General features: G+C 64.4%; 28 protein-coding genes. 20 read left to right on the forward strand and 8 right to left on the reverse strand.

Annotated features, from left to right (window positions below; translation table 11 throughout):
* Positions 1 to 32 precede the first annotated feature (32 nt).
* The 3 genes from N4T19_RS18995 (at position 33) to N4T19_RS19005 (ending at position 1,418) form a co-directional block, all read left to right on the forward strand.
* Positions 33 to 446: a hypothetical protein gene (locus N4T19_RS18995; RefSeq protein ID WP_133248173.1), complete on the forward strand. Its 414-nt coding sequence runs from the start codon at positions 33 to 35 to the stop codon at positions 444 to 446.
* A 35-nt stretch (positions 447 to 481) separates the two neighbouring features.
* Positions 482 to 877 carry a hypothetical protein gene (locus N4T19_RS19000; RefSeq protein WP_260718776.1) on the forward strand — a complete coding sequence of 132 codons (396 nt, stop codon included), beginning with the start codon at positions 482 to 484 and terminating at the stop codon, positions 875 to 877.
* Between the two features lie 85 nt (positions 878 to 962).
* Positions 963 to 1,418, forward strand: coding sequence for a hypothetical protein (locus tag N4T19_RS19005; RefSeq protein WP_133248171.1), 456 nt, complete (start codon positions 963 to 965; stop codon positions 1,416 to 1,418).
* A 198-nt stretch (positions 1,419 to 1,616) separates the two neighbouring features.
* Here the strand turns inward: N4T19_RS19005 and N4T19_RS19010 are convergent, their stop codons facing one another.
* Complete coding sequence (locus N4T19_RS19010) at positions 1,617 to 2,126, reverse strand: DUF1993 domain-containing protein (RefSeq protein ID WP_116926701.1); 510 nt, start codon at positions 2,124 to 2,126, stop codon at positions 1,617 to 1,619.
* 236 nt (positions 2,127 to 2,362) lie between these two features.
* On the opposite strand from N4T19_RS19010, the gene N4T19_RS19015 reads away from it, so the two are divergent.
* On the forward strand, positions 2,363 to 2,848 hold the full coding sequence (locus N4T19_RS19015) for a hypothetical protein (RefSeq protein ID WP_182344838.1): 486 nt from the start codon (positions 2,363 to 2,365) through the stop codon (positions 2,846 to 2,848).
* A gap of 45 nt (positions 2,849 to 2,893) precedes the next feature.
* On the opposite strand, the gene N4T19_RS19020 is transcribed toward N4T19_RS19015, so the two are convergent.
* Positions 2,894 to 4,165: a beta-ketoacyl-[acyl-carrier-protein] synthase II gene (locus tag N4T19_RS19020; RefSeq protein ID WP_260718777.1), complete on the reverse strand. Its 1,272-nt coding sequence runs from the start codon at positions 4,163 to 4,165 to the stop codon at positions 2,894 to 2,896.
* A gap of 106 nt (positions 4,166 to 4,271) precedes the next feature.
* Here N4T19_RS19020 and N4T19_RS19025 point away from each other — a divergent pair, with 106 nt between their 5' ends.
* Positions 4,272 to 4,865, forward strand: coding sequence for a TetR/AcrR family transcriptional regulator (locus N4T19_RS19025; RefSeq protein ID WP_182344840.1), 594 nt, complete (start codon positions 4,272 to 4,274; stop codon positions 4,863 to 4,865).
* Positions 4,866 to 5,082: 217 nt separating this feature from the next.
* Here the strand turns inward: N4T19_RS19025 and N4T19_RS19030 are convergent, their stop codons facing one another.
* Positions 5,083 to 5,325: a hypothetical protein gene (locus N4T19_RS19030; RefSeq protein WP_182344841.1), complete on the reverse strand. Its 243-nt coding sequence runs from the start codon at positions 5,323 to 5,325 to the stop codon at positions 5,083 to 5,085.
* 149 nt (positions 5,326 to 5,474) lie between these two features.
* Here N4T19_RS19030 and N4T19_RS19035 point away from each other — a divergent pair, with 149 nt between their 5' ends.
* Positions 5,475 to 6,446 (forward strand): LysR family transcriptional regulator, encoded by a 972-nt coding sequence (locus N4T19_RS19035; protein WP_182344842.1) that lies wholly within the window; start codon positions 5,475 to 5,477, stop codon positions 6,444 to 6,446.
* A gap of 30 nt (positions 6,447 to 6,476) precedes the next feature.
* Here N4T19_RS19035 and N4T19_RS19040 read toward each other — a convergent pair whose 3' ends face one another.
* The gene (locus N4T19_RS19040) at positions 6,477 to 6,920 is read right to left on the reverse strand and encodes an acetyltransferase (RefSeq protein ID WP_182344843.1); all 444 of its coding nucleotides are present in this window, start codon (positions 6,918 to 6,920) and stop codon (positions 6,477 to 6,479) included.
* A gap of 152 nt (positions 6,921 to 7,072) precedes the next feature.
* Here N4T19_RS19040 and N4T19_RS19045 point away from each other — a divergent pair, with 152 nt between their 5' ends.
* The 3 genes from N4T19_RS19045 to N4T19_RS19055 all read left to right on the forward strand — a co-directional run bounded on the left by N4T19_RS19045 (position 7,073) and on the right by N4T19_RS19055 (position 11,393).
* Positions 7,073 to 8,479 (forward strand): aminotransferase-like domain-containing protein, encoded by a 1,407-nt coding sequence (locus tag N4T19_RS19045; protein ID WP_260718778.1) that lies wholly within the window; start codon positions 7,073 to 7,075, stop codon positions 8,477 to 8,479.
* 137 nt (positions 8,480 to 8,616) lie between these two features.
* Positions 8,617 to 9,477, forward strand: a complete 861-nt coding sequence (locus N4T19_RS19050) for a DMT family transporter (RefSeq protein ID WP_260718779.1) — start codon at positions 8,617 to 8,619, stop codon at positions 9,475 to 9,477.
* 173 nt (positions 9,478 to 9,650) lie between these two features.
* Complete coding sequence (locus N4T19_RS19055; RefSeq protein WP_182344846.1) at positions 9,651 to 11,393, forward strand: dipeptidase; 1,743 nt, start codon at positions 9,651 to 9,653, stop codon at positions 11,391 to 11,393.
* An 80-nt stretch (positions 11,394 to 11,473) separates the two neighbouring features.
* Here the strand turns inward: N4T19_RS19055 and N4T19_RS19060 are convergent, their stop codons facing one another.
* From N4T19_RS19060 to N4T19_RS19070, 3 genes are all read right to left on the reverse strand, one after another.
* The gene (locus N4T19_RS19060; RefSeq protein ID WP_182344847.1) at positions 11,474 to 12,112 is read right to left on the reverse strand and encodes a 2-dehydro-3-deoxy-6-phosphogalactonate aldolase; all 639 of its coding nucleotides are present in this window, start codon (positions 12,110 to 12,112) and stop codon (positions 11,474 to 11,476) included.
* Between the two features lie 64 nt (positions 12,113 to 12,176).
* On the reverse strand, positions 12,177 to 13,139 hold the full coding sequence (locus N4T19_RS19065; protein WP_260718780.1) for a 2-dehydro-3-deoxygalactonokinase: 963 nt from the start codon (positions 13,137 to 13,139) through the stop codon (positions 12,177 to 12,179).
* Between the two features lie 130 nt (positions 13,140 to 13,269).
* The gene (locus N4T19_RS19070) at positions 13,270 to 13,656 is read right to left on the reverse strand and encodes a RidA family protein (protein ID WP_259170352.1); all 387 of its coding nucleotides are present in this window, start codon (positions 13,654 to 13,656) and stop codon (positions 13,270 to 13,272) included.
* Between the two features lie 131 nt (positions 13,657 to 13,787).
* Here N4T19_RS19070 and N4T19_RS19075 point away from each other — a divergent pair, with 131 nt between their 5' ends.
* Genes N4T19_RS19075 through N4T19_RS19110 form a run of 8 tightly spaced genes read left to right on the forward strand, consistent with a single transcriptional unit; the run spans position 13,788 to position 23,130 of the window.
* The gene (locus N4T19_RS19075) at positions 13,788 to 15,362 is read left to right on the forward strand and encodes an ABC transporter substrate-binding protein (protein WP_232539513.1); all 1,575 of its coding nucleotides are present in this window, start codon (positions 13,788 to 13,790) and stop codon (positions 15,360 to 15,362) included.
* 25 nt (positions 15,363 to 15,387) lie between these two features.
* Positions 15,388 to 16,338, forward strand: a complete 951-nt coding sequence (locus tag N4T19_RS19080) for an ABC transporter permease (RefSeq protein ID WP_116926688.1) — start codon at positions 15,388 to 15,390, stop codon at positions 16,336 to 16,338.
* Positions 16,338 to 17,231 carry an ABC transporter permease gene (locus tag N4T19_RS19085; protein WP_116926687.1) on the forward strand — a complete coding sequence of 298 codons (894 nt, stop codon included), beginning with the start codon at positions 16,338 to 16,340 and terminating at the stop codon, positions 17,229 to 17,231. The genes N4T19_RS19080 and N4T19_RS19085 overlap by 1 nt, the downstream gene beginning before the upstream one ends.
* Positions 17,231 to 18,334: an ABC transporter ATP-binding protein gene (locus N4T19_RS19090; protein ID WP_260720321.1), complete on the forward strand. Its 1,104-nt coding sequence runs from the start codon at positions 17,231 to 17,233 to the stop codon at positions 18,332 to 18,334. The genes N4T19_RS19085 and N4T19_RS19090 overlap by 1 nt, the downstream gene beginning before the upstream one ends.
* 2 nt (positions 18,335 to 18,336) lie before the next feature.
* Positions 18,337 to 19,368 (forward strand): ABC transporter ATP-binding protein, encoded by a 1,032-nt coding sequence (locus N4T19_RS19095; RefSeq protein ID WP_260720322.1) that lies wholly within the window; start codon positions 18,337 to 18,339, stop codon positions 19,366 to 19,368.
* Positions 19,369 to 19,379: 11 nt separating this feature from the next.
* Positions 19,380 to 20,651 carry an amino acid deaminase gene (locus N4T19_RS19100; protein WP_116926684.1) on the forward strand — a complete coding sequence of 424 codons (1,272 nt, stop codon included), beginning with the start codon at positions 19,380 to 19,382 and terminating at the stop codon, positions 20,649 to 20,651.
* Between the two features lies 1 nt (position 20,652).
* The gene (locus N4T19_RS19105; RefSeq protein ID WP_116926683.1) at positions 20,653 to 21,615 is read left to right on the forward strand and encodes a MurR/RpiR family transcriptional regulator; all 963 of its coding nucleotides are present in this window, start codon (positions 20,653 to 20,655) and stop codon (positions 21,613 to 21,615) included.
* A 33-nt stretch (positions 21,616 to 21,648) separates the two neighbouring features.
* Positions 21,649 to 23,130: an N-acyl-D-amino-acid deacylase family protein gene (locus tag N4T19_RS19110; RefSeq protein WP_116926682.1), complete on the forward strand. Its 1,482-nt coding sequence runs from the start codon at positions 21,649 to 21,651 to the stop codon at positions 23,128 to 23,130.
* Here N4T19_RS19110 and N4T19_RS19115 read toward each other — a convergent pair.
* A complete protein-coding gene (locus tag N4T19_RS19115; RefSeq protein WP_243419376.1) occupies positions 23,127 to 23,714 on the reverse strand; it encodes a dihydrofolate reductase family protein in 588 nt (195 codons plus the stop codon). The two genes, N4T19_RS19110 and N4T19_RS19115, sit on opposite strands and share 4 nt — an antisense overlap.
* 224 nt (positions 23,715 to 23,938) lie before the next feature.
* Here N4T19_RS19115 and N4T19_RS19120 point away from each other — a divergent pair, with 224 nt between their 5' ends.
* From N4T19_RS19120 to N4T19_RS19130, 3 genes are all read left to right on the forward strand, one after another.
* On the forward strand, positions 23,939 to 24,919 hold the full coding sequence (locus tag N4T19_RS19120) for a Bug family tripartite tricarboxylate transporter substrate binding protein (RefSeq protein ID WP_182344857.1): 981 nt from the start codon (positions 23,939 to 23,941) through the stop codon (positions 24,917 to 24,919).
* A gap of 55 nt (positions 24,920 to 24,974) precedes the next feature.
* Positions 24,975 to 25,358, forward strand: a complete 384-nt coding sequence (locus N4T19_RS19125) for a cupin domain-containing protein (protein ID WP_116926680.1) — start codon at positions 24,975 to 24,977, stop codon at positions 25,356 to 25,358.
* Positions 25,359 to 25,425: 67 nt separating this feature from the next.
* Positions 25,426 to 26,589, forward strand: a complete 1,164-nt coding sequence (locus N4T19_RS19130) for an acyl-CoA dehydrogenase family protein (protein ID WP_027011285.1) — start codon at positions 25,426 to 25,428, stop codon at positions 26,587 to 26,589.
* Positions 26,590 to 26,614 lie beyond the last annotated feature (25 nt).

Consider the following 26,614-nt stretch of genomic DNA (forward strand, 5'->3'; position numbering starts at 1 on the left):
TCAAGCCTTCAACAATTCAGGCGTCGTGATTTATGGCCTATCGATTTACCGGCTTTCTAGTACCTTTGTTGAGCACATTTGAGAAGTCAGCGGAGCTGCCAGCCGATGCCATAGTTCGGGCCATTCATGTACCGTTCTCAGGCACTGGAATAGCTTTGCCATCTTTGGGTGGAAAACATCCATCCGCGCAAGAGCTGTTGGCACTTGCCGAGCAGTTGGGAATCGCTGTTGCAGATTCATGGCTGTACATCGACTATGTAACCTGGGGAGGTATTGACGCGGTGTACGCCTTCGGCTCATTCCAAGGCCAACCATTTGGTCCTATTGACGACTCCAATCTTGAGACCGTTGAAATGACCTATGTTGAGGTTATGTCTTGTATCGGCATTAGCAAGGCTGACGCGCTCGACTTTCAGCCCTTTAACCGTGGCTTTTGGGGTGACTGACTCCCAAGCCTGCGACATTGATTGGATGCAGACTCTTGAACCACATGAAACAAAGAGATGTTCGTCAGCAAAACGATGTGTCTGTAGACATGATTCGCAGAAGCGCGCGTTACTGGAGAGAGCATCCTTGGCCACAAGCGCTCAAGGACTGCGCCTTAGCCCGAGGCATTGATTGGAGCACCGCCATCGTTCTGAAACTGGGCATTGATGAGCCAGGAATGCCAGGCCTCTTCGGCATGTTGCTCACCGTTGAAGCACGGTTCATTGCTTTCGAGATTGAAACGAATGAGCACCACACTTCGGTGGAAACAATGCTGAAGTGGGAAGACGTCACATCTGCACAAAACATCAGCATCAGAAACCCCGGCTTTGGTGCAGGCTACGGGGCGCTGGCGATCCAGGTTCTTCGTGAGATGGCCGCCGCTTCCTGAGCATCGATTCCCAAGAATGGGACTGCGGTTCTCTCGGGGCGAGGCTCCAATCAGTCAGGATGCAAGATTGATAGACTTGGCAGCCATGTGCCTTCCTACCCTAGAAGAAATCAACATCCATGATTCGCTGGATGAGCGTTTCGCCGCCCAGATGTTCTTGGGGAAGAGCATCGCCGAGGTTTCAGCGATGTTCCGGACGCATTCCATCCAATGCGCTGAAGCGCTAGCCGATATGGGCCCCAAGGCACGTGTTTTCTATTTGCCGGCCTATTTGCAGTATCTGGCTTCGGAGGACTCCCGAGGTGATACCGATGCGGCCTCGGGCTTGACCCGCATCGCACATGAAATCATGGAAACAGGTTGGGATAGCAGGGAAATTCGAGATCAGCTTCTGGCTGCGCTTGAGCGTATTCATTCCGAGTTTGCTAGATATGCCCCGGACCGGAAGACTCAGCGAATCTATCACCAGGTACCTGATGAGGTTCGGCGAGCCATTCGTATGCTGCGTTTGCGCGGGAATAGTCAGCTACACAGTTCGTAGATTGTCGCTTGAAGTGACCAATTGGCAAGCTCCACCAAGGTATTTCTGCTTGCGGCGCAGAGGCCCCACTGAGCTATTACGATGTTCCGAGCGGTCAACGCTCCACACGCTGCACGCGTTCTTCCGAATCGCCAAGTGAAAAATGGGTAGTCATTGAGGCGCTGATCGCCATGAGCGGATGGCGCCCCCCCCCCCCTGTTAATAGGTGCCCATATAGTCGCGCTTGCCAACCTCCACACCGTTGTGGCGCAGGATGGCATAGGCGGTGGTCACATGGAAGAAGAACTGCGGCAGACCATAGTGCAGCAGATAGGCACTGGCGGTCAGCTTCTTTTCCTTGGGCGTGCCGGGGCGCAATACGATGTCGCGGCTTTCGCTCAGATCAAACTGCGCGGCTGGGAAGGATTCGAGATGGGCCAGCGCCTTGGCGATCAAGGCTTGCAGGTCAGCGAAGCTGGTCTCTGTGTCGGGCCAGGATGGCACTTCGGCACCGGCCAGGCGGGAGGCGATGCCCTTGGAAAAGTCCGAGGCGATCTGCACCTGGCGAACCAGCGGAAACATGTCGGGAAACAGCCGTGCCTGCAGCAGCGCGTTGGGATCGATGTTGCGTTGCGCCGCATGGTCTTCGGCCTTCTTGAGCACCTCTGACAGGGCATGCAACATCTGCTGCATGACGGGAATGGAGGCGGTGTACAGCGGGCTGGTCATAGAGGGTTCACTTTTTTGAAATGGCAAGATGGCCGTGGTGGGGCTGGCAGAGATTCTGCCTGGCATGGGAGGCTACCAGCAAACGAATCCAACAGCGCGCATGGTGCCGTTATCGGCTGGCTGGACGCCAGTTGCATCCATGAACATAGGCCGACGACAATCTATGACCAGGTGGGGGACACCGCCATGAACCGGGCCCAGATGGTCCTATCGATGCCGCCGATCTGATGCAGCCCATGCTGCGCAACCCCTGTCCTGCTGCTGAAGGAAAACCGATGAAAAAATTCTTGCCGCTCTGCGCCCTGGTGTTGCCATTCGCTCTCACCGGCCAGGCCATCGCCGGTGCCAATACTGCGCAACTGAATTGCACTGGCAGCCGTGCCGGGCAGGCGGTAAGCCTGGTGGGCGCTATTCCCGCCTCCATCGTGGATATCGATCTGCAGCTTTCCTACGGTGCGCAAACCCTGGGCTTGGCGTCGCCGCAGGCAGAGGCCACTGAGCGCACGGATTTTCGCCGTGGCATCTTCAAGTTGGATGTGGCTCTGTCGGGGGCCAACCGGCTGCAGCTTCAGGCCCAACCCAAGAGCATCAAGTACAAGGGCAGCATGGGGGGCGGCAAACTCAAGGCCAGCTTTGTGGCCACAATCCAAGAGGCTCCGGAGCCCTTTCAAGCCGCGCTGAAAGCGGCTGAGCTTCGGTGTAGCTATGCCTATGAAATTTGAGCAAACGACCCGGTGGGTGGCTGCTTGACATGGCTGAAGTGCCGATCAGCCCCCATACCGCTTCAACACCAACGAAGCATTCACCCCCCCAAACCCAAACCCGTTGAGCATCGCATGCTCGATCGCATGCGCCCGCGCACTGCCGCGAATCAGATCCAGACCGTCGGCTAAAGGGTCCGGGTTGTCCAGATTGAGCACAGGCGGCGCCATCTGGTCGCGCAAAGCCAAGACGGTAAAGATCGCAGCAGCCCCGCCGGCGGCGCCCAGCATATGCCCCAGGGCTGACTTGGTGGCGGTGATGGAGGGGCCCGTGCCGGCGCCAAACACCTGGCGGATGGCAGCGAGCTCGCCGCGATCGCCGACCGGGGTAGAGGTGGCATGGGCATTGAGGTGCTGGATATCGCCGGGCTGGAGTTGCGCCTGGCGCAAGGCGGCGCGCATGGAGCGGGCGGCGCCCGATCCGTCCTCGGGGCCGGAGGTGACATGGTAGGCATCGGCCGAGGTGCCATAGCCCACAACTTCAGCCAGCGGTGTGGCGCCGCGCGCCAGCGCATGGTCCAAAGCCTCAAGCACCAGAAGGCCTGCGCCTTCGGCCATCACAAAGCCCTCGCGCGCCATGTCAAAAGGCCGGGACACCTGGCCGGGATGGTCCTCGCCGCCGGTGGCGACGGCCTTGGCTGCTGCAAAGCTGCCCAGCGCCACGCGGTCAATCGTGGCTTCGCTGCCACCGCACAGCGCCATGTCGGCCTCATTGTTGCGGATCAAGCGTGCCGCATCGCCAATCGCCTGGATGCTGGCGGCGCAGGCGGTGACCGGCGCGCCCAGCGGGCCCTTGAGCTGGTGGCGGATGGAGACCTGCCCGGCGGCCAGGTTGGCCAGAAAGGCCGGTACGGTAAAGGGCGAGAGGCGCTGCGGCCCCTTGCCATCGGTGGTGCGTACCGCGTCGGTAATGGTGCTAAAGCCGCCCACGCCGGAGCCGATGATGGTGGCTGCACGCTCTTGCTGCTCGGCGCTGGCTTGGGTCCACTGCGCATGCGCCAGCGCCTGGTCTGCGGCGCCCAGCGCAAAGGCGATAAAGCGGTCCATGCGGCGCAGCTCTTTGGCGGCAATGATGGCCTCGGCGCTCCAGCCGGCTTGTGGGTCTTCTTGCAAGCTGGGGACGCGGCCAGCGACCGTGACGCCGGTGCCTTCACCGACCTCGGCGGCCAGCGCACGGACGCCCGACTGGCCCGCCAGCAAGCGCTGCCAGGCCAGCTCTACATGGCAACCCAGCGGTGACACCAGGCCCAGCCCGGTGATGACGACACGACGATCCATATGGCAGCTTTCGCGGATGGGCGCCATTGCGGTACAACGAGCGCCCAGCTTTATTGATGATGGGCGTCATCATAAATGAGTTTTGATGATGGGTATCATCTAACGAATGAAAGTCAGCAAAGCACAAGCCGCCGAAAACCGCGAAGGCATCGTGGATGCCGCTGCGCGCCTCTACCGTGAAAAGGGCCTGGAGGGCGTGGGCGTGGCCGAGATCACGCGTGATGCGGGCCTGACGCATGGCGGGCTCTACCGCCACTTTGCGTCCAAGGATGCCCTCGCCAGAGAGGCCTGCCTGCGCGCCTTTGACTGGACCATCACGCCGCTCGAAGGCCTGGATGCCGCTGCTGCCGATGATGCGCCGCCCGCCCGGCTGCGCGCCTTGGTGCATGGCTATCTGTCGGCCAACCACCGCGACCATCCGGGCGAAGGCTGTCCCGCCGCCGCCTTGGCCACCGATGCGGCCCGCGCCGGGCCGGAGATGTCCGAGGTATTTGCGCTGGGGGTGGAGCGCAATATCCAGCGCTTTATGGAAGTCGTGCCGGGCGATGGGCCTGCCAAGCGCGCCCAGACCATCGGGGCGCTCAGCAGCATGGTGGGGGCTCTGGTGCTGGCCCGCGCTACGGCGGCGGGCAATCCGGGGCTGTCGGAGGAGATTTTGGCTACATTGCGGGAGAAGTTGGCGCCGGCAGGCGACGAATGATAGTTTTCAAGATGGCGCTGTAAACCGCCTGCAGCAGTAGGCGAATGACGAGCTCCACGGCATCTTCGACCTAGGACCGCAACGGGAATCAATCCACCCTTTCCATCCTTCAATCGGTCATTGGGCGTCAAGGACGTAAAGGGTGGCATGAGGTTTCAACACGCCTGAGGAAAAGGGCAGCGTGGGTACGTTCCCCGGGATGCCTGGAATGCTCTGCTCACTCCGGCGCCCCAAACGCCCCTTCGCGCGACAGCCCATAGCCGGCGATGAAGAACTGGTAGCGCAGCCCCGTAGCCACATCCGTCGCAGTCTCGATGCCGATGGTCTCCAGTGCGCCCTCCAGGATCTGCGCCTGCTTCAAAGGCTTGGCATCGATCTGCTGGGCGACGATATAGCTTCCATCCGCTGCCCGAAAAACCACATCGCCCTTGGGCGTCACTGCCTCAATCACATTTTGCATAGCTGGCTCCAAATCCATCGTGGCCGGGCCCCTTGGCCCGCTGCCTTAGGGGGCACTGTACGCATGCGGCAGCCGCTGCGGTAGAGGGCGCCGGCTTGCAGAACTCGTAATCCAGATTTACGAATGGGTTTGGGGATACATTCACATTCATGACGAATCTGCGCGCTATCGATATCTTTGTCAAAGCCCTGGAAGGGGGCTCCATCGCCTCGGCTGCACGCCAGCTGGGTATTTCTCCGGCTGCGGCCAGCCAGAACATTGCGCGCTTGGAGCGCGAGCTGGGCACGCGCTTGCTCACGCGCACCACGCGCTCGATGGCGTTGACCGAAGCGGGCGAGCGCTACCTGGCCCGGGTGGCGCCGGTGCTGGATGCACTGGCGCGGGCGCAGGCCGATGTGTCGCTGGTGCATGGGGTTGTGCAGGGGCGGCTGCGGGTGGCCTGCATGGCTGCCTTTGGCCGCCATGTGCTGGCACCCTTGCTGCCGGCTTTTCAGGCGCGCCACCCGCAGCTGGAGCTGGAATTGCTCGTAACCGACCGCGATGTCGATGTGCTCAAGGAGGATGTGGACGTAAGCATCCGCTACCGCGATGTGCTGGAGCCCGGCATGTCCGTGCGGCCACTCGCAGCCATGCCGCGCTTTTTGTATGCCTCGCCTGCATACCTGGAAAAGCATGGCCGCCCGCAGGTGGCCGAGGATCTGCTGCAGCATGCCTGCTTGCTGTACCGCCGCGAGCGGGACGGGCGCTTTATGCGCTGGCCCTTTGTGCGCGATGGCCGGCGGGTCGACCCTGGTCTGCGTGTTGCCGCCATTGGCACCGATATCGATGCGCTGGTGGAGCTGGCGGTTGCTGGTGGCGGTATCGTCTGGGCCGGCAGCTTTATCACCCAGCGCCATGTGCAGGAGGGACGGTTGGTGCCCTTGGTGCTGCAGCCCGCGCGCAAGGGCCGCAAAGCAGCACCGGGCCCGCTGTTACTGCAGGATGTGACCCTGGACTTTTTTGCCTGCTTCCGCGACCGGCAGTATGTGCCTGCCAAGGTGCGGAGCTTTGTGGACTATTTGCTGGAGGTGCTGCCGGGGCATCCGGCGTTGGCGCAGATTATGTCCAGCGAAGCGCCCTAACGATGCGCGCTACGCTGGGGCTTGCCTGTGTTATCCAGCACCGCCGTACGTCAAATGGATCAGCGGATAAGGTCGCCCCTGCCCATCCACCTCCGAACGCCCGGTGCGCCGAAATCCCATCTTTTCGTAAAAGCCGACCGCCTGCGCATTCTGCTCGTTGACATCGGTGCTCATCTGCGCATGCAGTGACAGTCCATGGCGCACCAGTGCGGCGCCCAGGCCTTGGCCTCGGGCGGCGGGGTCGACAAACAGGGCTTTCATGTGGCCGTTGTCGATAAGCATGAAGGCGAGTGGGTGGTCCTGCGCATCAACGGCCAGCCAGAGCGGCGCCTGGGGCAGGAAGCTGCTGACCAGCGCATCAAGGGCCGCGCGGTCTTCTGGCAGCAGAAAGTGGTGGGTGGCGTCCACGGCCTGGCGCCAGATCTCGACGGCGCGTGGGCCATCTTTGGGGCGGGAGGGGCGAATGGTGGTCATCGCGGAATTATGCACAGGCCTGCTGTGCGGGGCAGCCAGGCGCGCACGGTGCGGGTGCGGAGGGGCTTCAGATAGCCCATGGCTGGCATCCGCATCCAATAACAATTAAGCTCCACCGTTATGGAGTTTTTAGCAGAACAGTGGAGCTGATGATGGCGCGCAACGGTACCCTTATTCAGCAGGTGATGGCCCATGTGCGTGCCGGCATGGCATCGCGCAGCTATTTACCGGGCACGCGGCTGCCATCGGTGCGGCAGCAGGCGGGGTTGCTGGGTATGTCGGTCTCGACGGTGGTGGAGGCCTATGAAAGGCTGGCCGCAGAGGGCCTGGTGGTGGCGCGGCCGGGGGCGGGTTTTTATGTCAACGGGCCGGTGGCACCGCTGGCGCTGCTGAAGCTGGGGCCCAAGCTGGACCGGGTCGTCGATCCGCTCTGGGTGTCGCGCCAGTCGCTGGAGAGCGACCACGCCACGCTGCGCCCGGGCTGTGGCTGGCTGCCGCCAGAGTGGATGTTTGAAGAGGGCATTCGTCGAGCTTTGCGCGCGCAGGCGCGCGGGCCGCTGGATGGGTTGACGGAATACGCCACGCCGCTGGGCAGCCCGGGACTGCGCCAGTTGCTGGCCAGGCGCATGGCGGCCACTGGCATTGAGGTATCGCCCGAGCAGGTGATGCTGACCGAGTCGGGCACCCAGGCCATTGACCTGGTGTGCCGCTTCTTGCTCAAGCCCGGCGACACGGTGCTGGTCGATGACCCCTGCTATTTCAACTTCCATGCGCTGCTCAAGGCACACCAGGTGCAGGCCGTGGGCGTGCGCTACACGCCGCAGGGCCCCGATGTGCAGCAGTTTGAGAAGGCCCTGCAAGCGCACCAGCCCCGGCTCTACATCACCAATGCCGGCATCCACAACCCCACGGGTGCCGCGCTGTCGCCGCTGGTGGCGCACCGGCTGCTCAAGCTGGTGGAGGGCTCGGACCTGGTGATTGTGGAGGACGATATCTTTGCCGACTTCGAGAACCAGCATGCGCCCCGGCTGGCCGCGTTTGACGGGCTGGCGCGTGTGATCCAGATCGGCAGCTTTTCCAAGACCGTCTCGGCCTCCGTGCGCTGCGGCTACCTGGCGGCCCGCCCCGACTGGATCGAGGGCCTGGTCGACCTGAAGCTGGCCACCACCTTTGGCGCCGGGCGGCTGGCGCAGGACATCATCCTGAAAACCCTGACCGACAGCGGCTACCGCAAGCACATGGACCTGGTGCGCCAGCGCCTGGCCAAGAACATGGACAAAGTGGCCCAGCGGCTGCGCAAGCTGCGGGTGGAGCCCGCCTTGGTGCCGCAGGCCGGCATGTTTTTGTGGTGCCGCCTGCCGCAAGGCGCCGATGCGGCAGCGGTGGCGCGGGCTTGTCTGCAAGAAGGGGTGGTGCTGGCGCCCGGCAACTCATTCAGCCAGTCGCAGTCGGCGGGCGACTTTTTGCGCTTCAACGTGTCGCAGTGCGCCGATGAGCGGGTGTTTGCGGTGCTGGACCGGGCCTTGAGGCAAGCTACTGCCGGGACACAAGGCCGCTAACTGCAGGATCTGCGGCCCGCTTGGCTGCCCACTGTATGGTCTTTTATTGATAACAGTTTCTTTGAACTGTACTGCACTGTGTCTGGTGCAGAGGGCAGGCGGCATGCTGTACTGCGGGCTCGATCAAGGAGTCTGGCATGGAGAAAAGTACGGGCGGGTGGCACAATGGCCTGGTGGGGGTGGCGATTTTTGCCGGTTCGCTGCCGGCCACGCGGGTGGCGGTGGCAGATTTGAACCCCAGTTTTCTGACCTGTGCCCGTGCTGTAGTGGCGGCGCTGCTGGGGGGTGCCTTTTTGCTGGCCCAGCGTGCGCGCCGGCCTGCCGCGGCCGATGTGCCGTCGCTCGCGGTGGCGGCCTTGGGCGTGGTGGTGGGTTTTCCGCTGCTGACGGCCTTGGCGCTGCAGCGCATGACTTCGGCCTATTCCATTGTCTTTATTGGCTTGCTGCCGCTGTCCACCGCCCTGTTTGCGGTGTTGCGCGGAGGTGAGCGGCCCCAGGGGCTGTTCTGGGTCTTCTCGTTGGCGGGGGCTGCCGTGGTGGCGGGCTATGCCGCCCTGGGCGGCGGGCAAGGCTCGCTGAGCGGCGATGTGCTGATGCTGGCCGCCGTGCTGGTCTGCGGCATGGGCTACGCCGAGGGCGCGCGCCTGTCGCGCAAGCTGGGTGGCTGGCAGGTCATCAGCTGGGCATTGGTACTGGCGCTGCCGCTGATGCTGCCGTTGGCGCTGTGGCTGGCCCCTGCGACCTTGGCGCATGTCAGCAACGCCACCTGGCTCAGCTTTGTCTATGTGGCGGTTTTTAGCCAGCTCATCGGTTTTGTGTTTTGGTACCGGGGGTTGGCACAAGGCGGCATTGCTGCCGTCGGCCAGCTGCAGTTGCTGCAGCCCTTTATGGGCTTGGCACTGGCTGCAGTGTTGCTGCATGAGCAGGTCAGCGGGTCGATGCTGGTGGTGACCCTGGTGGCGGTGGTCTGCGTGGCGGGGGCCAAGAAGTACGCCTGATCCAGGCGCAGCACAGCGTTTGACAGCAGGTATGCCCACACGCTGTCTGCATCCGATACCAAGCGGGCAGGTTCGGCATGTCCTGTGTGGCGCTGGCGAAGTTATCTGGCGCTGGACGAGGCGGAAAACGGCTATTCTTTTGTCTTTCCAAAAATATGACACCGAGGTTTGCCATGAAGACCGTATTCCGCCACACCGCCATCGCCCTGGGTATTGCCCTGGCGGCAGCCAGCGCCCAGGCCCAGCTGCTGCAAAAGCCGGCGCTCGATGCGATTGCCGCCGAGGCCGTGAAGACGCCTGCGACCTTTGCGCATTTTTTGCAGAACGCCGCCAAGCAGGATGCCCGCCTGGCGCCTGCCGTGCAGCGCTACACGCAAGGCCAGGCGCTGCAAGGCGATGACCTGGCCAATGTGGCCCGCCTGCTGGGCCTCTATACCCGTCTGACGCAAGAGCACCAGGTGCTCAGCAGCATCGGCCAGATGGTGGCGCTGCCAACGGTGCGCGACCCCAAGGTGCCGCCGCATGAGAGCCCCGCCATCATCGACTTTGGCCGCATGGTGGAAAAGATGGCCCAGGACTTTGGCCTGCAGTACCGCAATGTGGACAACCGCATTTTTGAAGTGACCTTGCCGGGCACGAGCGCAGAAGAGTTCGGCATTCTGACCCATGCGGATGTGGTGCCGGTGGTGCCCGCCGAATGGGTGGTGGATGGCCAGCAGCTCGACCCCTTCAAGGTCACCCGCGTGGGCGACAAGCTCTACGGTCGCGGCACCATCGACGACAAGGGCTCGATCGCCACGGTGCTGTATGCGATGAAGGCCGTCAAGCAATCCAAGCTGCCGCTGCAGCGCAGCATTCGCCTGATGATCGAGACCACCGAAGAGACCGGTGGCGACGCGATGAAGTACTACCGCGACAAGACCAAGCTGCCCGACTACAACATCGTGCTCGACAGCAAGTACCCGGCCGTGGTGGCCGAAAAAGGCACGGGCGCCATCAAGGCCAGCTTTGCTGATATGAAGACCGACCCGCAGCAACCGGCGATCACCGCGATGGCGGGTGCCGCATCGGCCAACGCCATTGCCCAGACGGCCACTGCCACCATCGAGGCCGGCAATGCCGCTGCGCTGGCCGCCGTGGCCGAAAAACTGCAGGCCGCCAAGGATGGCTTTGTGGCCAGCAACCAGCAGTTTGGCCAATTCAGCGTGGACCTGGTGACCAGCGCCAACAAGATCGATATCAAGGTAACCGGCACCTCTGCCCACGGCTCGCGCCCTGAAGAAGGCGTGAACCCCGTGCCGCGCCTGGCCCTGCTGCTGCAATCGGCGCTGATGCCCGCCCAGGGCCAGCCGCTGGTGCAACAGAACCAGTACAGCGAAGCGGTGCGCTACATCAATGGCGTGTTTGGCATGGACTACTTTGGCAAGGGCCTGAACGTCGCCTACGCCGATGACTTCATGGGCCCGCTGACCATCTCGCCCAACCTGATCAAGCCCGGCAATGGCCAGCTGGAAGTGACCGCCAATGCCCGCATGCCGCGCGGCAAATCGCCCGAGCAGCTCAAGGCCGAGGTGGAAAAGGGCATAGCCAACTGGAGCGCTGCCGCCAAGGTGCCCGTCAAGATCGACTACAGCCAAGGCAACTGGATGGCCCGCGACCCCAAGGGCGCCTGGCTCTCGACCTTGCTGAACATCTTTGGCGACACCACGGGCCTCGATGCCAAGCCCGTGCCGACTGCCGGCAGCACCACCGCCAAGCTGATGCCCAATGCCATCAACTTTGGCCCCGCGATGCCGGGCAAGAAGTACACCGCGCACAACGCGCTGGAGTACAAGGAAGTGCCGGACCTGCAGGCCGATATGCAGATGTTTACCGAGATGCTGGTGCGCATCGGCAACCTGCAGCAGATGCAATAAGCACCAGGCTTTGGCCCCAAGCAAAAGGCCTGCTCCCAAGACGGGGGCAGGCCTTTTTTTACGGCGTGGCGATGTCTTGGTCAGCCCGCTTTTGCCGCCTGAAAGTTCTCCGCAAACGCCAGTGCATCCACACGCACCTGCGCCGCCGTCTTGCCGGGCTTGAACAGTGCCGAGCCAATGCCAAAGCCGGCTGCGCCCGCTTGCAGCCAGGGGGCCATGTTGTCGGGGGCAATGCCGCCCACGGGGTAGATGTTGCTGCCCTTGGGCAGCACGGCCAGCAGGGCCTTGATGACGGCGGGCGAGGCCAGCTCCGCTGGGAAGATCTTGAGGCCATGGGCGCCATGCTCCAGCGCCATGAATGCCTCGGTGGGGGTGAAGACGCCGGGCAGGCTGATGAGGCCGAGCTTGACGGCCTCATCGATCACGGCCGGGTTGCAGTTGGGCGAGATGATCAGCTGGCCGCCGGCGGCATGCACATCGCGCACCTGCTGGGGCATCAGCACCGTGCCCGCGCCCACCAGCACATGCGGGTAGGCCTCGCGCATCGCGGCAATGCTCTCCAGTGGCTCGGGCGAGTTCAGCGGTACTTCCCACAGGCCAAAACCGGCCGATTGCAAGGCAGCACCCACGGGCACGGCCTCGCTGGGGGTGAGGCCACGCAGGATGGCGATCAGCGGCAGCTTGGCCTGCAGGGCCTGGAATTGTTGGAGCAGGTTCATGGCGGTGTTCTGGATGGAGGGCGGTACGAAGAGGGCAGGGGGTGGCGCGGATTGGATGGCGTGTTCAGCCTTGGGTCAGGTGTTCGTAAATGGCCTGGTGGCCGGCCCAGGTGGCTTCGTCGCCAAAGGCAATGGGCTCGCCGCCTGCATGGCGCAGTGCCAGGCTGTAGCGCTGCACCAGGGTGCTGGAGCCGATGACGGCGACGCGGCTGCCCGCTGCCGTCGGCATCGCGCGCAGCTCCTGGCCAATCAGCAGGCCAGACAGGTAGCTGGCCGACTGGGCCGGGTCGAGCGCGCCAAACAGCGACAGCGCACGCGTGCCAAACAGCAGGTGGCTCAGGCTGTCGGGGCTCTGCGCCCGCTCCAGCCCTTGTATGAAGGCAGCCTCGTCCAGCGCGGCGCTGCTGTCCAAGGTCTTGCCCAGGATGGAGTGCTGGGCCAGCAGTGCAAACAGCTCGCCGGTCATGAAGGTCTTGAAGCCGGTGATGGTGCTGTTTTGCGCCTGCACCCATTTGCTGTGCGTGCCCGGCAGCACCAGCAGGCCGTCGCGGCTGTCCATCAGCCGCAGCGCGCCAATCACCTGGATTTCTTCGCCACGCATCACATCGGGCACGCCATGGACGGCATCGACCTGGCTCTGCGCCAGGCTGCTCATGCCCGGCACGATGGCCGTGGGCACGCCCTGGGGAAGATCGAGCCAGAGCAGCTGCTGGCAGAGCGCAGAAAAATCGGCCGGGCAGGGGCAGTAAGGCGCTTCCTGCCAGCCCTGGCGGCTGCCCACCATGCCCGACAGCAGGCACAGCTGGGGCCCTTCGGCCAGCCAGTCGCCAAAGTGCTGTGCAAACGCATCGGCAAAGCCGCCGGGCGCCACTTGCAAGATGCCTTGGGGCAGGGCGCGCCGCTCGCTGATCTGGCCCTGCGCATCGATGCGCACGCCCCTGAGCGAGGTGGTGCCCCAGTCGATGGCGAGCATGCGGGGGCGCGGGTCTGACGGCGCGCGGGCGGAAAAGATCGGAGGCTTGGGCATGGCGGTGAGAAGGGCGAAAAAAGCGCAGACCAAGTCTGCGCGGGCCATTGTAGAAGCGCCTGCAGCGGGCAACTGTCGCGCCTGCTGCGCGCGCCTGTTGCACGCGCCCGTTGCGCCGAGCGACTATGGTTTACAGCGGCTTGTAGGCCGTCACATCGATCTCGACCTTGGCGTCGATCATCAGGCGCGATTCCACGGTCGAGCGGGCCGGGCGGTGCTCACCAAAGCACTCCATGTAGACGCGGTTGAAGCTGCCGAAATCACGTGGGTCATCCAGCCAGACATTGACCTTGGCAACATCGGCCAGGGTGCAGCCGCCCAGGGCCAAGGCCTCTTCCAGGCGCTTGAACACGGCGCGCGTCTGCGCCTCGATGCCGCCGGGCACTACCTGGCCCTGGTCATCGGTGGGCACGGTGCCCGAGACAAAAACAAAGTCGCCAGCGCGCACGGCGGGCGAGAGCGGACGGGCCAGACGGTCCGATGCGAGAGGGGGTTGGCCTAGGGTAATTACTGTCATGGGGGTGGGCTCCTGTGTGTAAAGATATTACATCAACAACCCATAAATCTGTCAATAAGACGATTTGAAGGCAGTTTTTAGCGGTTGTGGTGTAAAAAAATTTCTTCACCTCTTCGATGAAAGCCTGCCCCATGAACGCCCTTGCCTTGCGTGTCCGCACCTCCCGTCGCCAACTGCTTGCCGCAGCCCTGTTGGCTGCCGGTTGCGTAGGCCTGCCAGCGGGCAGTGCCTGGGCCCAGGCTGCTCATAAGGGCGGGGCGGCCAACCTGGCCATGATTGGTGAGCCCCAGAGCCTGGACCCGATGGTCAGCTCCACCGACCTGGTGGGCACCATCATGCAGCATGTCTACGAGCCGCTCTTCACCTTTGATGCGCAGTGGCGCATCCAGCCGATGCTGGCCCAGGCCATGCCGGTCATCTCTGCCGATGGCCTGACCTACACCATCAGCCTGCGCAAGGGCGTCAAGTTCCACAACGGCAAGGAGATGGTGGCCGATGACGTGGTCGCCTCGCTGCAGCGCTGGATGGACGTGTCGGCACGCGGCAAGGCCGTGGGCCAGGAGATTGCCAGCATGAGCGCCAAGAACCCGCAGACGGTGGAGATCAAGCTCAAGGCGGTGTATGCACCGCTGCTGGCCCACCTGGCGATGCCCAGCGGCATGGCCGGCATCATGCCCAAGGAGGTGGTGGCACCGGTGCTCAAGGATTTCATCGGCACCGGCCCCTACCAGCTCAAGGAGCGCAAGCCCGACCAGTTCACCGTGCTGGCACGTTTTGACCAGTATGCCGCGCGCAGCGAGCCCGCCAGTGGCTATGCCGGCAAGCGCGAGGCCCAGCTCGATGAGCTGCGCTTTGTGCCGGTGCCCAATGCGACGACGCGGGTCGAGGGCGTGCTCTCGGGCCAGTTCCAGTACGCCGATCTGCTGCAGGTCGAATCGGTAGGCCGCCTGGAAAAGGCCGCGCCCCATGTCGTGCCGATCGTCACGCAGAACTTTGGCTTCCCCTATATCGTCTTCAACACCAAGGAAGGCGTGCTGGCCAAGAAGGAACTGCGCCAGGCGGTGCAGACGGCCATGGGCCCGGCCGAGATGCTGCAGGCCGGCTTTGGCGACAAGCGCTTTTTTGCTGCCGAGCCCAACTTCTTTGCCAAGGGCACGCCGTACTACTCGGATGCCGGCGCCAAGCTCTACAACCAGAAGAACCCGCAGCTGGCCAAGGACCAGGCGGCCAAGGCCGGCTACAAGTCCGAGCCCATCCGCATCATGGCCAGCCGCCAGTATGAGTTCCACTACAACATGGCGCTGGTGATGGCCGAGCACCTCAAGCGCGCCGGCTTCAAGACCGAGCTGCAGGTGGTGGACTGGGCCACGCTGGTGCAGCGCCGCAACGATGCCAAGCTCTGGGATGTCTATATGACCCACTCGGGCCTGTTCCCTGAGCCGATGCTGTCGCCACCGCAGATGGGCAGCGGCGCCCCCGGCTGGTGGGAGACCGAGACCAAGAAGGCCGCGCTTGCCGCCTTCAATGGCGAGCCCGATGTGGCCAAGCGCGGCCCGCTCTGGGGCCAGGTGCAGGCGCTCGTCTATGACGAGGTGCCTTTTGTCGAAGTGGGCAAGTTCAATGCCCTGTCGGCGCGTTCGTCCAAGCTGCAGGGCTACCAGCCCATGCCCTGGCCCTTCTTCTGGAACACCTCGCTGAGCCAGTAAGCCCCAGCGTTTCTCGAGTTCAGCCATGCTGCATTTTTTAGTCAAGCGCCTGGGCGGCGCAGTGGTGGTGCTCGCCCTGGTGGCCGTGCTGGTGTTCCTGCTCACGCGCCTGGCCTCGGGCGATCCGGTGGCGCTGCTGCTGGGTGACCAGGCCACTGCCGCCGATATTGCTGCCGCGCGCGTGCAGTACGGGCTGGACAAGCCCTTGGCCACCCAGTTTGTGCTGTGGATTGGCCAGGTGCTGCAAGGCAACCTGGGCCAGTCGCTGTTCTTGCAGATGCCGGTCACCCATGCGCTGCTGGAGCGCGCTGAGCCCACCATGTTTCTGGCGCTGTTCGCCGTGTCGATTGCCGCCTTGATCGGCGTGCCCTGCGGCATGGCAGCGGCCGTGTGGCGCGGCAGCTGGATCGACCAGGTGCTCAGCACCATTGCGATGCTGGGCGCCAGCATTCCCAGCTTCTGGTTTGGTCTGATCCTGATCCAGGTGTTTGCCGTGCACCTGGGCTGGTTTCCGGCTTCGGGCTATGGCGATCCGGACGCGAGCTTTGGCGACCGCCTGCAGCATCTGCTGCTGCCCGCCTTGGTGCTGGGCGTGCTCAACTCGGCGCTGATCATCCGCTTCACGCGCGCCTCGGTGCTCGACATTCTGGGCGAGGACTATGTGCGCACGGCCCGGGCCAAGGGCCTGGGCGAGTCGGTGGTGCTCGTCAAGCATGTGCTGCGCAATGCGCTGGTGCCCGTCGTCACCGTGCTGGGCCTGACCCTGGCCTTGATGATTGGCGGCACCGTCGTGACCGAGACCGTGTTCAACCTGCCCGGCGTGGGCAACCTGGTGGTGCGGGCCGTGCTGCGGCGCGACTATCCCGTCATCCAGGGCACCTTGCTCGTCATTGCCGCCATCTACGTTTTCATCAACCTCGCGATCGACCTGCTCTACACGGTGGTCGATCCCCGCATTCGTCTGGAGGGCCAATGATGAACGCCGCCCCAACAGCATTGCCGCTGCCCGCGCGCGGCGGCTGGGGCCAGTCCCCCTGGTTCAAAACCCTGCGCCGGCTGTTTGCGCGCAAGGTGGTTCTGGCGAGCGCCGTGGTGCTGCTGTTGATTGCAGCGACCGCCTTGCTCTACCCGCTGCTGACCGACTCCGACCCCAATGGCATGAACATCAGCATGCGTCTGCATGCGCCTTCCTGGGCGCACTGGGCCGGCAACGATGAGCTGGGGCGCGACGTGATGGCGCGCATCATCTACGGCGCACGCTACTCGCTGATGATCGGCTTTTTCACCGCGCTGGGCGCCGTGGTGCTGGGCACCTTGCTGGGCATGCTGGCCGGTTACTTTCGCCGGCTCGATGCGCCGCTGATGCGCCTGGTGGACGCGATGATGGCCTTCCCCGACATCCTGCTGGGCATTGCGCTGGTGTCGATCCTGGGGGCTTCGCTGTGGAATGTGATTCTGGCGCTGACCATTGTCTACACGCCGCGCGTGGCCCGTGTGGTGCGCGCCTCCACCCTGGTGCTGCGCGAGCTGCTGTTTGTCGATGCCGCCAAGGCGCTGGGCGTGCGCACGCCGCTGATTCTGTGGCGCCATATCCTGCCCAACCTGCTCTCGCCAGTGCTGGTGCAGGTCACCTTTATCTTTGCCTATGCCATCCTGGCCGAGGCGGGCCTGTCCTTTCTTGGTGTGGGCGTGCCGCCCGATATCCCCACCTGGGGCACGATGATTGCCGGCAGCCTGGAGTATGCCGACAAGGCGTTCTGGACCATCTTGACCCCGGGCGTGGCCATTGTGCTGACGGCGCTGTCGCTGCAACTGCTGGGCGACGGTGTGCGCGATCTGCTCGACCCCAAGCTGAAGAACAAATCATGATGAACACCGCCACCCCTGCAGCGGCTGCCGACATGGCCGCGCCTCGCCTGGATGTGCGCTCGCTGTCCACCTCGTTCGCCACCGAAGGCGGGCGCATCCAGAGCGTCTCCGATGTGAGCTTTCAGATTCTGCCGGGCCAGACCCTGGCCCTGGTGGGCGAGTCGGGCTCGGGCAAGTCGGTCACCAGCCTGTCGCTGATGGGCCTGCATGCCAAGACCTCGCAGGCCCAGGTGCAGGGCCAGGCCCGGTTTGTGCAGCGCGATGGCCGCACCGTCGATCTGCTCTCGCTCGACGCCAAGGCTTTGCGTGCGTTGCGCGGCAATGAGCTGGCGATGGTGTTCCAGGAGCCGATGACCAGCCTGAACCCGGTGCTGACCGTGGGCGAGCAGATTGCCGAATCGGTGCGCCTGCACAAGGGCCTGGGCAAGGCCGCAGCCTTGGCCCATGCCCAGCGCATGCTGGAGCTGGTGGAAATACCAGCAGCCGCCCAGCGCGTGCATGAGTACCCGCACCAGCTGTCTGGCGGCATGCGCCAGCGGGTGATGATTGCGCTGGCCATGGCCTGCGACCCGAGCCTGCTGATAGCCGATGAGCCCACCACCGCATTGGATGTGACCATCCAGGCGCAGATCCTGGCCTTGATGGGCCGGCTGCAAAAGGAGACGGGCATGAGCATTCTGTTTGTGACCCACAACCTGGGCGTGGTGGCGCAGTACGCCGATGCGATTGCCGTGATGTATGCCGGCCGCATTGTGGAAACCGCCAGTGTGCATGCGCTGTTTGCCGCACCCCAGCACCCCTACACCCAGGGCCTGCTGGGCTGCCTGCCCGGCATGGCGCGCCAGCGCGAGCTGGCCGAGGCCGCCGCGCTGCGCGCCGGTGGCAAACCCGCCTTTGTGGGCCGGCGCCGCCTGGATGCCATCCCCGGCCAGGTCTCCAGCCCCTTGAGCCCGCCACCCGGCTGCGCCTTTGCGCCGCGCTGCAGCAAGCGCCTGAACGCCTGCGAGCAGGCCATGCCCGGCCTGGAGACATGGCGCACCGGCAACGATGCCCAGCCCAGCGAGCGCCAGGTGCGCTGCATTCGCGCAGGAGAAGCCGCATGAGCATGTCCGACACCCTGGACCGCCCGGCCGCGCTGGCCGCCGCAGCAGCCACCGCAGCGGCCACCGCAGCGGCCGAGCCGCTGGTGCGCATCCAGCATTTGAGCAAGCAGTTTGGCAGCGGCGCCCACCCGGTGCGCGCGGTGCAGGATGTTTCCTTTGACATCTTCCCGGGCGAGACCCTGGGCCTGGTGGGCGAGTCCGGCTCGGGCAAAAGCACCATCGGCCGGCTGCTGACGCGCTTGATCGAGCCGACGGGCGGCCAGCTGCATTTTCGCAAGCAGGGCGGCGAGACCGTGGACTTGGCGCACCTGGGCGCGAGCGCGATGCGGCCGCTGCGCGCCGATATCCAGATCATCTTTCAGGACCCGTATGCGAGCCTGAACCCGCGCATGCGCATCCGCGACGTGCTGGGCGAGGCGCTGTCCACCCACGGGCTGGCACCGGGCGCAGCCCGCCAGCCGCGCATTGCCGAGCTGCTGGACCAGGTGGGTCTGCGCCCTGAGCATGCCGAGCGCTTTCCGCATGAGTTCTCGGGTGGGCAGCGCCAGCGCATCGGCATTGCCCGGGCGCTGGCAGTGCAGCCGCGCTTTATCGTGGCCGATGAGCCGCTGTCGGCGCTCGACGTATCCATCCAGGCGCAGGTGGTCAATTTGCTGGGCGACCTCAAAGACCGCCTTGGTTTGACCTTGCTGTTCATCTCGCACGATTTGGATGTGGTGGAATACCTCTGCGATCGCGTGGTGGTCCTGTATCTGGGCCGCGTGGTGGAGGTGGCACCGACCGAGGCCTTGTATGCCCGGCCGCGCCACCCCTACACCCAGGCCTTGCTGGCAGCCGCGCCGATTCCGGACCCGGCCCAGCGGCGCACGATCCCGCTCTTGACGGGAGACCTGCCCAGCCCCAAGAGCCCGCCCAGTGGTTGCGTCTTTCGTACCCGTTGCCCGCAGGCCGAGGCGCGCTGCGCCCAGGCTGACATGCAGCTGCGCCCCGTGGCCGATGGCCATCTGCAGGCCTGCTGGAAAGTCCAAGATTGAGAGAGTGAACCATGCAACCCGATTTTTTGATTGACGCGCGCAGCAAGAGCTACCCGCTGGCCGCTGCCCCCACCCAGGCCTCCAACCTGGCCGCACGCGGCTGGAATGTGCTGCGCGATGACCTGCCGTACCCGCTGGCCGTCATCCGCCAGTCGGCGCTGGCCCACAACGCCCGCTGGATGCAGGACTATGCAGCGCGCCGCCAGATCCAGTTTGCGCCGCACGGCAAGACCACCATGTCGCCCCAGCTGTTTGATCTGCAGCTGAAGGGCGGCGCCTGGGGCCTGACCTTTGCGACCATCTTTCAGCTGGCGGTCGGCGTGGAAGCCGGTGCACGCCGCGCCATCATTGCCAACCAGGTGGTGGCGCCTGCTGATCTGGATGGGCTGGACGCGTTGCTGAGCCTGCATGCCGATCTGCGCGTCTGGTTCCTGGTCGACTCGATCAGCCAGCTGCGCTGCATCGAGGACTGGAGCCGCGCACGCAACAGCGCCCGCCGCTTTGATGTGCTGATCGAGGTCGGCATTCCTGGCCAGCGCACCGGTGTGCGCAGCCAGGAAGACGCGCTGGCGCTGGCCCAGGCCATCCATGCCAGCAGCAGTGCCCAGCTGGGCGGCATCGAATGCTATGAAGGGGGCCTGACCCAGTGCGACAGCGCGCATGACATCCCCGCCGTGGCCGAGCTGGTGCGCCGCGTGGTCGAGATTGCCAAGGCTTGCGATGCCCAGGGCCTGCTGCCTGAGGAGGCGCCGATTCTGAGTGCCGGCGGCTCGGCCATTTTTGACCTGGTGGTGCCGCTGCTGCAGGGCGCGGGCTTGTCGCGTGCTTTTACCGGCGTGCTGCGCTCGGGCTGCTACATCACGCATGACCATGGCAACTACCGGCGCCTGCTCAAGCTCGTCGAACAGCGCGAAGGCGTGGATACATCGCTGCAGGCCGCGCTCGAGGTCTGGGCCATGGTGCAGTCTGTGCCTGAGCCGGGCCTGGCCTTGCTCACCTGCGGCCGCCGCGATATCTCCTACGACCTGGAGATGCCCTCCGTGCAGCGCCATGCGCCGCGCGGCAGCCAAGAGGCGCAGACCGCCCCTGCCGGCTGGACCATCTCGGCCCTGAACGACCAGCATGCCTATCTGCGCTTTGACCCGGCGCAGGGCGCGCCGGCCGTCGGTGACCGCATTGCGCTGGGCATCTCCCACCCTTGCACCACGTTTGACAAGTGGCGTTGGATCCCGGTGGTGGACGATGCCTGGAACCTGGTCGATGCGATCGAGACAAGGTTCTGAAATGGCCAGCCTGAAAACAGCGCTGAGCCTGCAGGTGCTGCAGCAGCAGCAGGCCGCGCTGCCGCTGGCCCAGCGCCAGGTGATCGATGTGATCCTGCGCGACCCCGGCGCTGCGGTGCTGGCCACCGTCGAGCAGCTGGCGCTGCAGGCGAATGTGTCCATGCCGACGATCGTGCGCATGTGCCGCCGCTTTGGCTATGCCTCGGTGCGCGAGTTCATGGTGGCGCTGGCGCAGACCTTGGCGGTGTCGGGCTCGCACCTGCACCGCAGCGTGCAGCAGGACGACTCCACCGCCGAGGTGGTCAGCAAGATCGTGCATGCGGCAGCCGGCGCGATTGCCAACCTGGGCCAGCGCCTGGATGCAGCGCTGATCGACGAGGTGGCCAGCAAGATGGCCAAGGCCTCGCGCATCGATTGCTATTCGGTCGGGGCGGCTTCGTCCTTTATGGCGCAGGAGCTGCAAAGCCGCTTGTTCCGCCTGGGCCTCACGTCCAACGCCATCTTTGATGCGCACCAGCAGCTGGTGTCGGCCTCGACCCTGGGCAAAAACGGCGTGGCCTTTGTGATCTCGCATGTGGGGCGCATGCCCTACACCTTGGAGGCGGCGCAGTTTGCCAAGCAGCAGGGCGCCACCGTCGTGGCGCTGACCCAGCCGGACACGCCGCTGGCCGAGATGGCCGACCATGTGCTGGCGGTGACCGTGCCCCAGGACGCGGTGATGCGCGTGGGCACCGAGGCCTACCTGGCGCACCTGGTGGTGATCGAAATCATGATGGTGCGCCTGGCGCAGATTCTGGGGCCACGCGTGGTCACCGGCATGCAGCAGTACAAGCGGCTGCTGGAGACCCATGGCTTTGACAGTTATGAATACATGGGCTTTCAGCAGCCCGCGCAGCAGCGCAAAGGGGGCCCCGTGCCGGATGCAGCAGCCCCCAGCCAGCAACAAGGCAAAACCGCCGGCTGATGGCAGCCGGCAGCAGCGCCTGGAGATACAACAATGGAACGCAGAGTGTGGTTGAGCAATGGCACGGTGGTGGATGGCACCGGCCTGTCGGAGTTTGTCGGGGATGTCTGGCTGCAGGGCGGGCGCATCGTTGGCGTGTTTGCCCGCGATGGCGCGGTGGATGCCGCCCAGCAGGCCGCGTTGGATGGCTGGAAGGCGCAGGACCCGCTGCAGATCGATTGCACGGCCAAGGTGATCGCCCCGGGCTTTATCGATGTACACACCCATGACGATGCCGCTGCGCTGAACAGCCCGGCCATGCTGCCCAAGCTCTCGCAAGGGGTGACCACGGTGATCGCCGGCAACTGCGGCATCTCGCTGGCGCCGGTGGTCACGGCGCACCCGCCCGCGCCGTTGTCGCTGCTGGGCGACCAGCAGTTCCGCTTTGGCAGCATGCGGGACTACGCAGCCGCCGTCGATGCGGCGCAGCCCTCGATCAATATTGCGGCGCTCCTGGGCCACACCTCGCTGCGCATCAAGCACATGGCCGATCTGAGCCGCCCGGCCAATGCCACCGAGCGCGAAGCGATGGCCCAGGACATGCACGAGGCCATGCAGGCCGGCGCGCTGGGCCTGTCCAGCGGCATCTTCTACCGCGAGGCCTACGCCGCCGACATGCAGGAGCTGGTGGCCGTGGCCACCGTGGCAGCCCGGCATGGCGGCGTCTATGCCACGCATATCCGCGACGAGCTCGAAGGCATTCTGGAGGCCATGCTGGAAGCGGCTGGCACCGCCCAGCAATCGGGCCTGCCGCTGGTGCTGTCGCACCACAAATGCGCGGGCTCGGCCAACTGGGGCCGCACCCTGCAAACCTTGCCGCTGGTCGACAAACTGGCCCAGCAGCAAGAGCTGGCTATGGACGTCTATCCGTACACCGCAGGGTCGACGGTGCTGCGCGAGGACCTGGTCGATGGCGTCATCGATATCCTGATCACCCGCAGCGAGCCCCACCCCGAGGTGGGCGGTCGCTACCTGCGCGATATTGCGGCCGATTGGGGCATCGGCGAGTACGAGGCCTGCGTGCGCCTCAAGCCCGGCAATGCCTGCTATTTCCAGATGCGCGAAGACGATGTGGAGCGGGTCATCCGCCACCCGCTGGCCATGATCGGCTCGGACGGCCTGCCCAACGACGAGCGCCCCCACCCCCGGCTTTGGGGCGCCTTCCCCCGCGTGCTGGCCATGTACTGGCGCGACAAGGGTGTGCTGAGCCTCTCCCAGGCGGTGCACAAGATGACGGGCATGTCGGCCCAGCGCTTTCGCATGGCCGACCGCGGCCTGCTGGCCGCCGGCAAGGCCGCCGATGTGGTCGTGTTTGACCCTGCGCGCATCCAGGACCAGGCCACCTTTGAAAACCCCAAGCAGCGCAGTGTGGGCGTGGAAGCCGTCTGGGTCAATGGCGTGCTCAGCTACACGGAAGAGGCGGGTGCTTTGCCTGCGCGGGCTGGGCGGTTTGTGCGGCGGGCGGTGCCGGCTTAGATTTCCGCTTGCGTCTCGTCCTGTGACTGACCGGCTGCCGCATAGTGCAGCCGGTAATCGCTCTGCACAAAGCCAAAGTCATAGCTGCGCGTCTGCAGATGCTGGGCAGCCACGGTGCTGCAGCCATCCGCCAGCGGGCCGAACAGCGGCAGCCCGCTGCCCAGCAGCACGGGGATGCGGGTGATCGTGATCGCGTCGAGCAGCTGCGCATTGATAAAGGACTGGATCAGCTGTCCGCCATCGACATAGGCGGCGCGCACGCCGCTGGCGGCCAGATGGGCGCTGAGGGCGGGCAGGCTGCCCTTCCACAGCTGGGCGGTGGCGGGCGCGCCAGCGGGCAGGGCGTTCCACTGGCGGGAGAGCACATAGACCGGCTTGTCATACGGCCAGGCGCCAAACGACAGCACCGTCTCAAAGGTTTTGCGCCCCATCAGGATCACATCGACACCGGCCATGTACTGCGCATAGCCGCAGTCTTCCCCTTCAGGCACGGTGGCATTGGCGGCATTGAGCCAGTCCAGGCTGCCATCGGTTTTGGCGATAAAACCGTCCAGGCTGGTGGCGATAAAGCTGCTGCATTGCATGGGGATGTCCTGGTGAAAATCATGGGCCAAGCCTTGAATTCTAAGTAGAGGGCGAAGGTCTGGTGGGTTAAATACCTGTTTTTTTCACAGTGCTCATTGCCTGCGTTTAAGAATTCGATTTGTATATCAAACCATCCACATAAAACATTGGACGCGAATCGTTGACAGCTGCACCATGCCAGCTACGGACCCATAGAGGTTTCACTAAAAAAGGAGACAAAAGCATGCAACGACGCCAATGGTGGGCCACGCTGGCCCTGACCGCGATAGCCACCGTAACAAGCACTGCTTATGCCAGCACAGCGCAGGGCAACTACCCGAATGCACCGATCACGATGATCGTGCCCTTTGCCGCAGGCAGCGGCACCGATGCGGTGGCCCGGGCGGTGGGCCAGAAGCTGGGCGAGCGCCTGCAGCAGCCGGTGATTGTGGACAACCGCGCAGGCGCCAATGCGCAGATTGCGGCCGGCCTGGTGGCGAAGGCCAAGCCCGATGGCTACACCTTGTTCATGACCACCAACACCTCGCATTCGGCCAACCCCTGGCTGGTCAAAAGCCTGAAGTACGACCCGATCAAGGATTTCACGCCGATCGCCCGCGTGGGCGAGCTGCCGTTTGCGCTGGCGGTGCACCCTTCCGTGCCGGCCGATTCTGTGCAGGCGCTGATCGACTACGCCAAGGCCAACCCAGGCAAACTTTCGTACGCGACACCGAACAGCACGTCGCTGGTGGCGTCCGAGACGCTGCGTTTTCTGTCCAAGACCGATATCGTCGGCGTTCCCTACAAATCCAGCCCGCAGGCGCTGACCGACCTGATGGGCAACCAGGTGCAGATGTATGTGGTGGACCTGGGCTCGGGCTGGAGCATGCTCAAGACCGACCGGGTGCGCACCCTGGCTGTGACCGCCGCCAAGGGCAGCAAGATCCTGCCCAATGTGCCGCCCATCGGCAAGACCTTGCCCGGCTTTGACATCACCTCCTGGAACGGCATTTTTGCGCCAGCGGGCACGCCCCCGGAGGTGGTCAACAAGATCAATGGCGCCTTGCAGGCCGTGCTGGCCGATGAGGCGGTGCAAAAGCAGCTCGAGCAGATCGGTTTTGAAGTCTGGCCCACGAAGACGCCGCAGGAGTTTGCGCAGTATGTGAGCGAGCAGCTGGCGTACTGGGGGCGCCTGGTCAAACAGGCCGATATCCCGGCGCAATAGGTCTGGGCTCTGCCCCCGACGTCTTTGTTAACCCTTACAGAATGACTGCTCCACGATGACTTCGCGCTACCTGATCCGAGCCTCCGAGGTAGAGGCTTACAGCCCGGCCAACCATACCGGAACCATCAACCGCCGCCTGGTGAGCCAGGCCAATGTGGGCGCCCAGCACATGGAAGTGGTGCTCGGCGAGATTGCCAAGGGCGGGGGCGCGCTGCCCCATGCCCACCCCGGCATGGAGCAGGCCTGCTACCTGCTGGAGGGCACGGCCCATGTGGAGGTGGAGGGCGAAAGCTTTGAGATGCTGCCGGGCGATACCTGCTTTTTTCCGGCCGACAAGATGCATATCTTCCAGACCACCAGCGATACGCCGGCCAAGCTGCTGGTGATCTACAGCCCGCCTTATGGCGAGAACCCAGAGCGGGTGCGCCGGCCGGCCTGAGCGGCGATGTGACCCTGCGCCGTGCACGGCACCGCGCCACTGATTGAGTATTGAGGACCGCAACACCATGGATTTCGCCCTGACCGAAGAGCAGCAACAGATCATCGATGCCATCGAGAAAGTCTGCGCGCCGTTTGATGCCGACTACTGGCATGCCCGTGACAACGATGGCGCTTTTCCTGAAGATTTTTACCGCGCGCTGGCCGATGCCGGCTGGCTGGGCATTGCGATGCCCGAGGCCTATGGCGGGGCCGGCCTGGGCATCACCGAGGCGGCCTTGATGATGCACACGATCTCGGCCACCGGCGCGGGCCTGTCGGGCGCGTCTGCGGTGCACATGAACATCTTTGGCCTGCACCCGGTGGTGGTCTATGGCACCGAAGAACAAAAGGCACGCATGCTGCCGCCACTGATTGCCGGCAAGGACAAGGCCTGCTTTGGCGTGACCGAGCCCAACACGGGGCTGAACACGCTCAAGCTCAAGACCCGCGCGGTGCGCGATGGCGACCACTATGTGGTGCATGGGCAGAAGGTCTTCATCTCGACTGCGCAGCAGGCCAGCAAGATCTTGCTGCTGGCGCGCACCAAGCCGGTGGAGGAATGCAAGGGCACCGAAGGCCTGTCGCTGTTCTACACTGACTTTGACCGCAGCAAGATCGAGGTGCATGAGATCGCCAAGATGGGCCGCAAATGCGTGGACACCAACCAGCTGTTCATCGATGGGCTGCGCATCCCGGTAGAGGACCGCATTGGCGAGGAGAACCGGGGCTTTGAATACATCCTGCATGGCATGAACCCCGAGCGCATTCTGATTGCCTGCGAAGCGATTGGCCTGGGCCGTGCGGCGCTGGGCCGCGCCACGCAGTACGCCCGCGAGCGCGAGGTGTTCAACCGCCCGATTGGGCAGAACCAGGGCATCCAGCACCCGCTGGCCGAGCGCTGGATGGAGCTGGAAGCGGCCTTTTTGCTGGCGATGAAGGCGGCCTGGCTGTATGACCGCCACCAGCCTTGCGCGGCCGAGGCCAATGCGGCCAAGTTCCTGGGGGCGGAGGCGGGCTTCAAGGCCTGCGAGACGGCCATCTTCACCCATGGCGGCATGGGTTACGCCAAGGAGTTCCATGTCGAGCGGCTGATGCGCGAGAGCTGGATTCCGCGCCTGGCGCCGGTGAGCCCGCAACTGATTCTGTGCTTTATCGCAGAGAAGGTGCTGGGCCTGCCCAAGTCCTACTAGGCGGCGCCATGCGCAGTGCGCTGCC

The organism is Comamonas squillarum (assembly GCF_025309455.1).
In the GTDB taxonomy this organism is placed as follows: Bacteria; Pseudomonadota; Gammaproteobacteria; order Burkholderiales; family Burkholderiaceae_C; genus Comamonas; species Comamonas squillarum.

Coding starts and splice junctions, on each gene's coding strand:
- N4T19_RS18995 (WP_133248173.1), top strand. CDS start 33: ATGGCCTATCGATTTACCGGCTTTCTAGTACCTTTGTTGAGCACATTT.
- N4T19_RS19005 (WP_133248171.1), top strand. CDS start 963: ATGTGCCTTCCTACCCTAGAAGAAATCAACATCCATGATTCGCTGGAT.
- N4T19_RS19010 (WP_116926701.1), bottom strand. CDS start 2,126: ATGACCAGCCCGCTGTACACCGCCTCCATTCCCGTCATGCAGCAGATG.
- N4T19_RS19015 (WP_182344838.1), top strand. CDS start 2,363: ATGCTGCGCAACCCCTGTCCTGCTGCTGAAGGAAAACCGATGAAAAAA.
- N4T19_RS19020 (WP_260718777.1), bottom strand. CDS start 4,165: ATGGATCGTCGTGTCGTCATCACCGGGCTGGGCCTGGTGTCACCGCTG.
- N4T19_RS19025 (WP_182344840.1), top strand. CDS start 4,272: ATGAAAGTCAGCAAAGCACAAGCCGCCGAAAACCGCGAAGGCATCGTG.
- N4T19_RS19030 (WP_182344841.1), bottom strand. CDS start 5,325: ATGCAAAATGTGATTGAGGCAGTGACGCCCAAGGGCGATGTGGTTTTT.
- N4T19_RS19035 (WP_182344842.1), top strand. CDS start 5,475: ATGACGAATCTGCGCGCTATCGATATCTTTGTCAAAGCCCTGGAAGGG.
- N4T19_RS19040 (WP_182344843.1), bottom strand. CDS start 6,920: ATGACCACCATTCGCCCCTCCCGCCCCAAAGATGGCCCACGCGCCGTC.
- N4T19_RS19045 (WP_260718778.1), top strand. CDS start 7,073: ATGGCGCGCAACGGTACCCTTATTCAGCAGGTGATGGCCCATGTGCGT.
- N4T19_RS19050 (WP_260718779.1), top strand. CDS start 8,617: ATGGAGAAAAGTACGGGCGGGTGGCACAATGGCCTGGTGGGGGTGGCG.
- N4T19_RS19055 (WP_182344846.1), top strand. CDS start 9,651: ATGAAGACCGTATTCCGCCACACCGCCATCGCCCTGGGTATTGCCCTG.
- N4T19_RS19060 (WP_182344847.1), bottom strand. CDS start 12,112: ATGAACCTGCTCCAACAATTCCAGGCCCTGCAGGCCAAGCTGCCGCTG.
- N4T19_RS19065 (WP_260718780.1), bottom strand. CDS start 13,139: ATGCCCAAGCCTCCGATCTTTTCCGCCCGCGCGCCGTCAGACCCGCGC.
- N4T19_RS19070 (WP_259170352.1), bottom strand. CDS start 13,656: ATGACAGTAATTACCCTAGGCCAACCCCCTCTCGCATCGGACCGTCTG.
- N4T19_RS19075 (WP_232539513.1), top strand. CDS start 13,788: ATGAACGCCCTTGCCTTGCGTGTCCGCACCTCCCGTCGCCAACTGCTT.
- N4T19_RS19080 (WP_116926688.1), top strand. CDS start 15,388: ATGCTGCATTTTTTAGTCAAGCGCCTGGGCGGCGCAGTGGTGGTGCTC.
- N4T19_RS19085 (WP_116926687.1), top strand. CDS start 16,338: ATGAACGCCGCCCCAACAGCATTGCCGCTGCCCGCGCGCGGCGGCTGG.
- N4T19_RS19090 (WP_260720321.1), top strand. CDS start 17,231: ATGAACACCGCCACCCCTGCAGCGGCTGCCGACATGGCCGCGCCTCGC.
- N4T19_RS19095 (WP_260720322.1), top strand. CDS start 18,337: ATGTCCGACACCCTGGACCGCCCGGCCGCGCTGGCCGCCGCAGCAGCC.
- N4T19_RS19100 (WP_116926684.1), top strand. CDS start 19,380: ATGCAACCCGATTTTTTGATTGACGCGCGCAGCAAGAGCTACCCGCTG.
- N4T19_RS19105 (WP_116926683.1), top strand. CDS start 20,653: ATGGCCAGCCTGAAAACAGCGCTGAGCCTGCAGGTGCTGCAGCAGCAG.
- N4T19_RS19110 (WP_116926682.1), top strand. CDS start 21,649: ATGGAACGCAGAGTGTGGTTGAGCAATGGCACGGTGGTGGATGGCACC.
- N4T19_RS19115 (WP_243419376.1), bottom strand. CDS start 23,714: ATGCAATGCAGCAGCTTTATCGCCACCAGCCTGGACGGTTTTATCGCC.
- N4T19_RS19120 (WP_182344857.1), top strand. CDS start 23,939: ATGCAACGACGCCAATGGTGGGCCACGCTGGCCCTGACCGCGATAGCC.
- N4T19_RS19125 (WP_116926680.1), top strand. CDS start 24,975: ATGACTTCGCGCTACCTGATCCGAGCCTCCGAGGTAGAGGCTTACAGC.
- N4T19_RS19130 (WP_027011285.1), top strand. CDS start 25,426: ATGGATTTCGCCCTGACCGAAGAGCAGCAACAGATCATCGATGCCATC.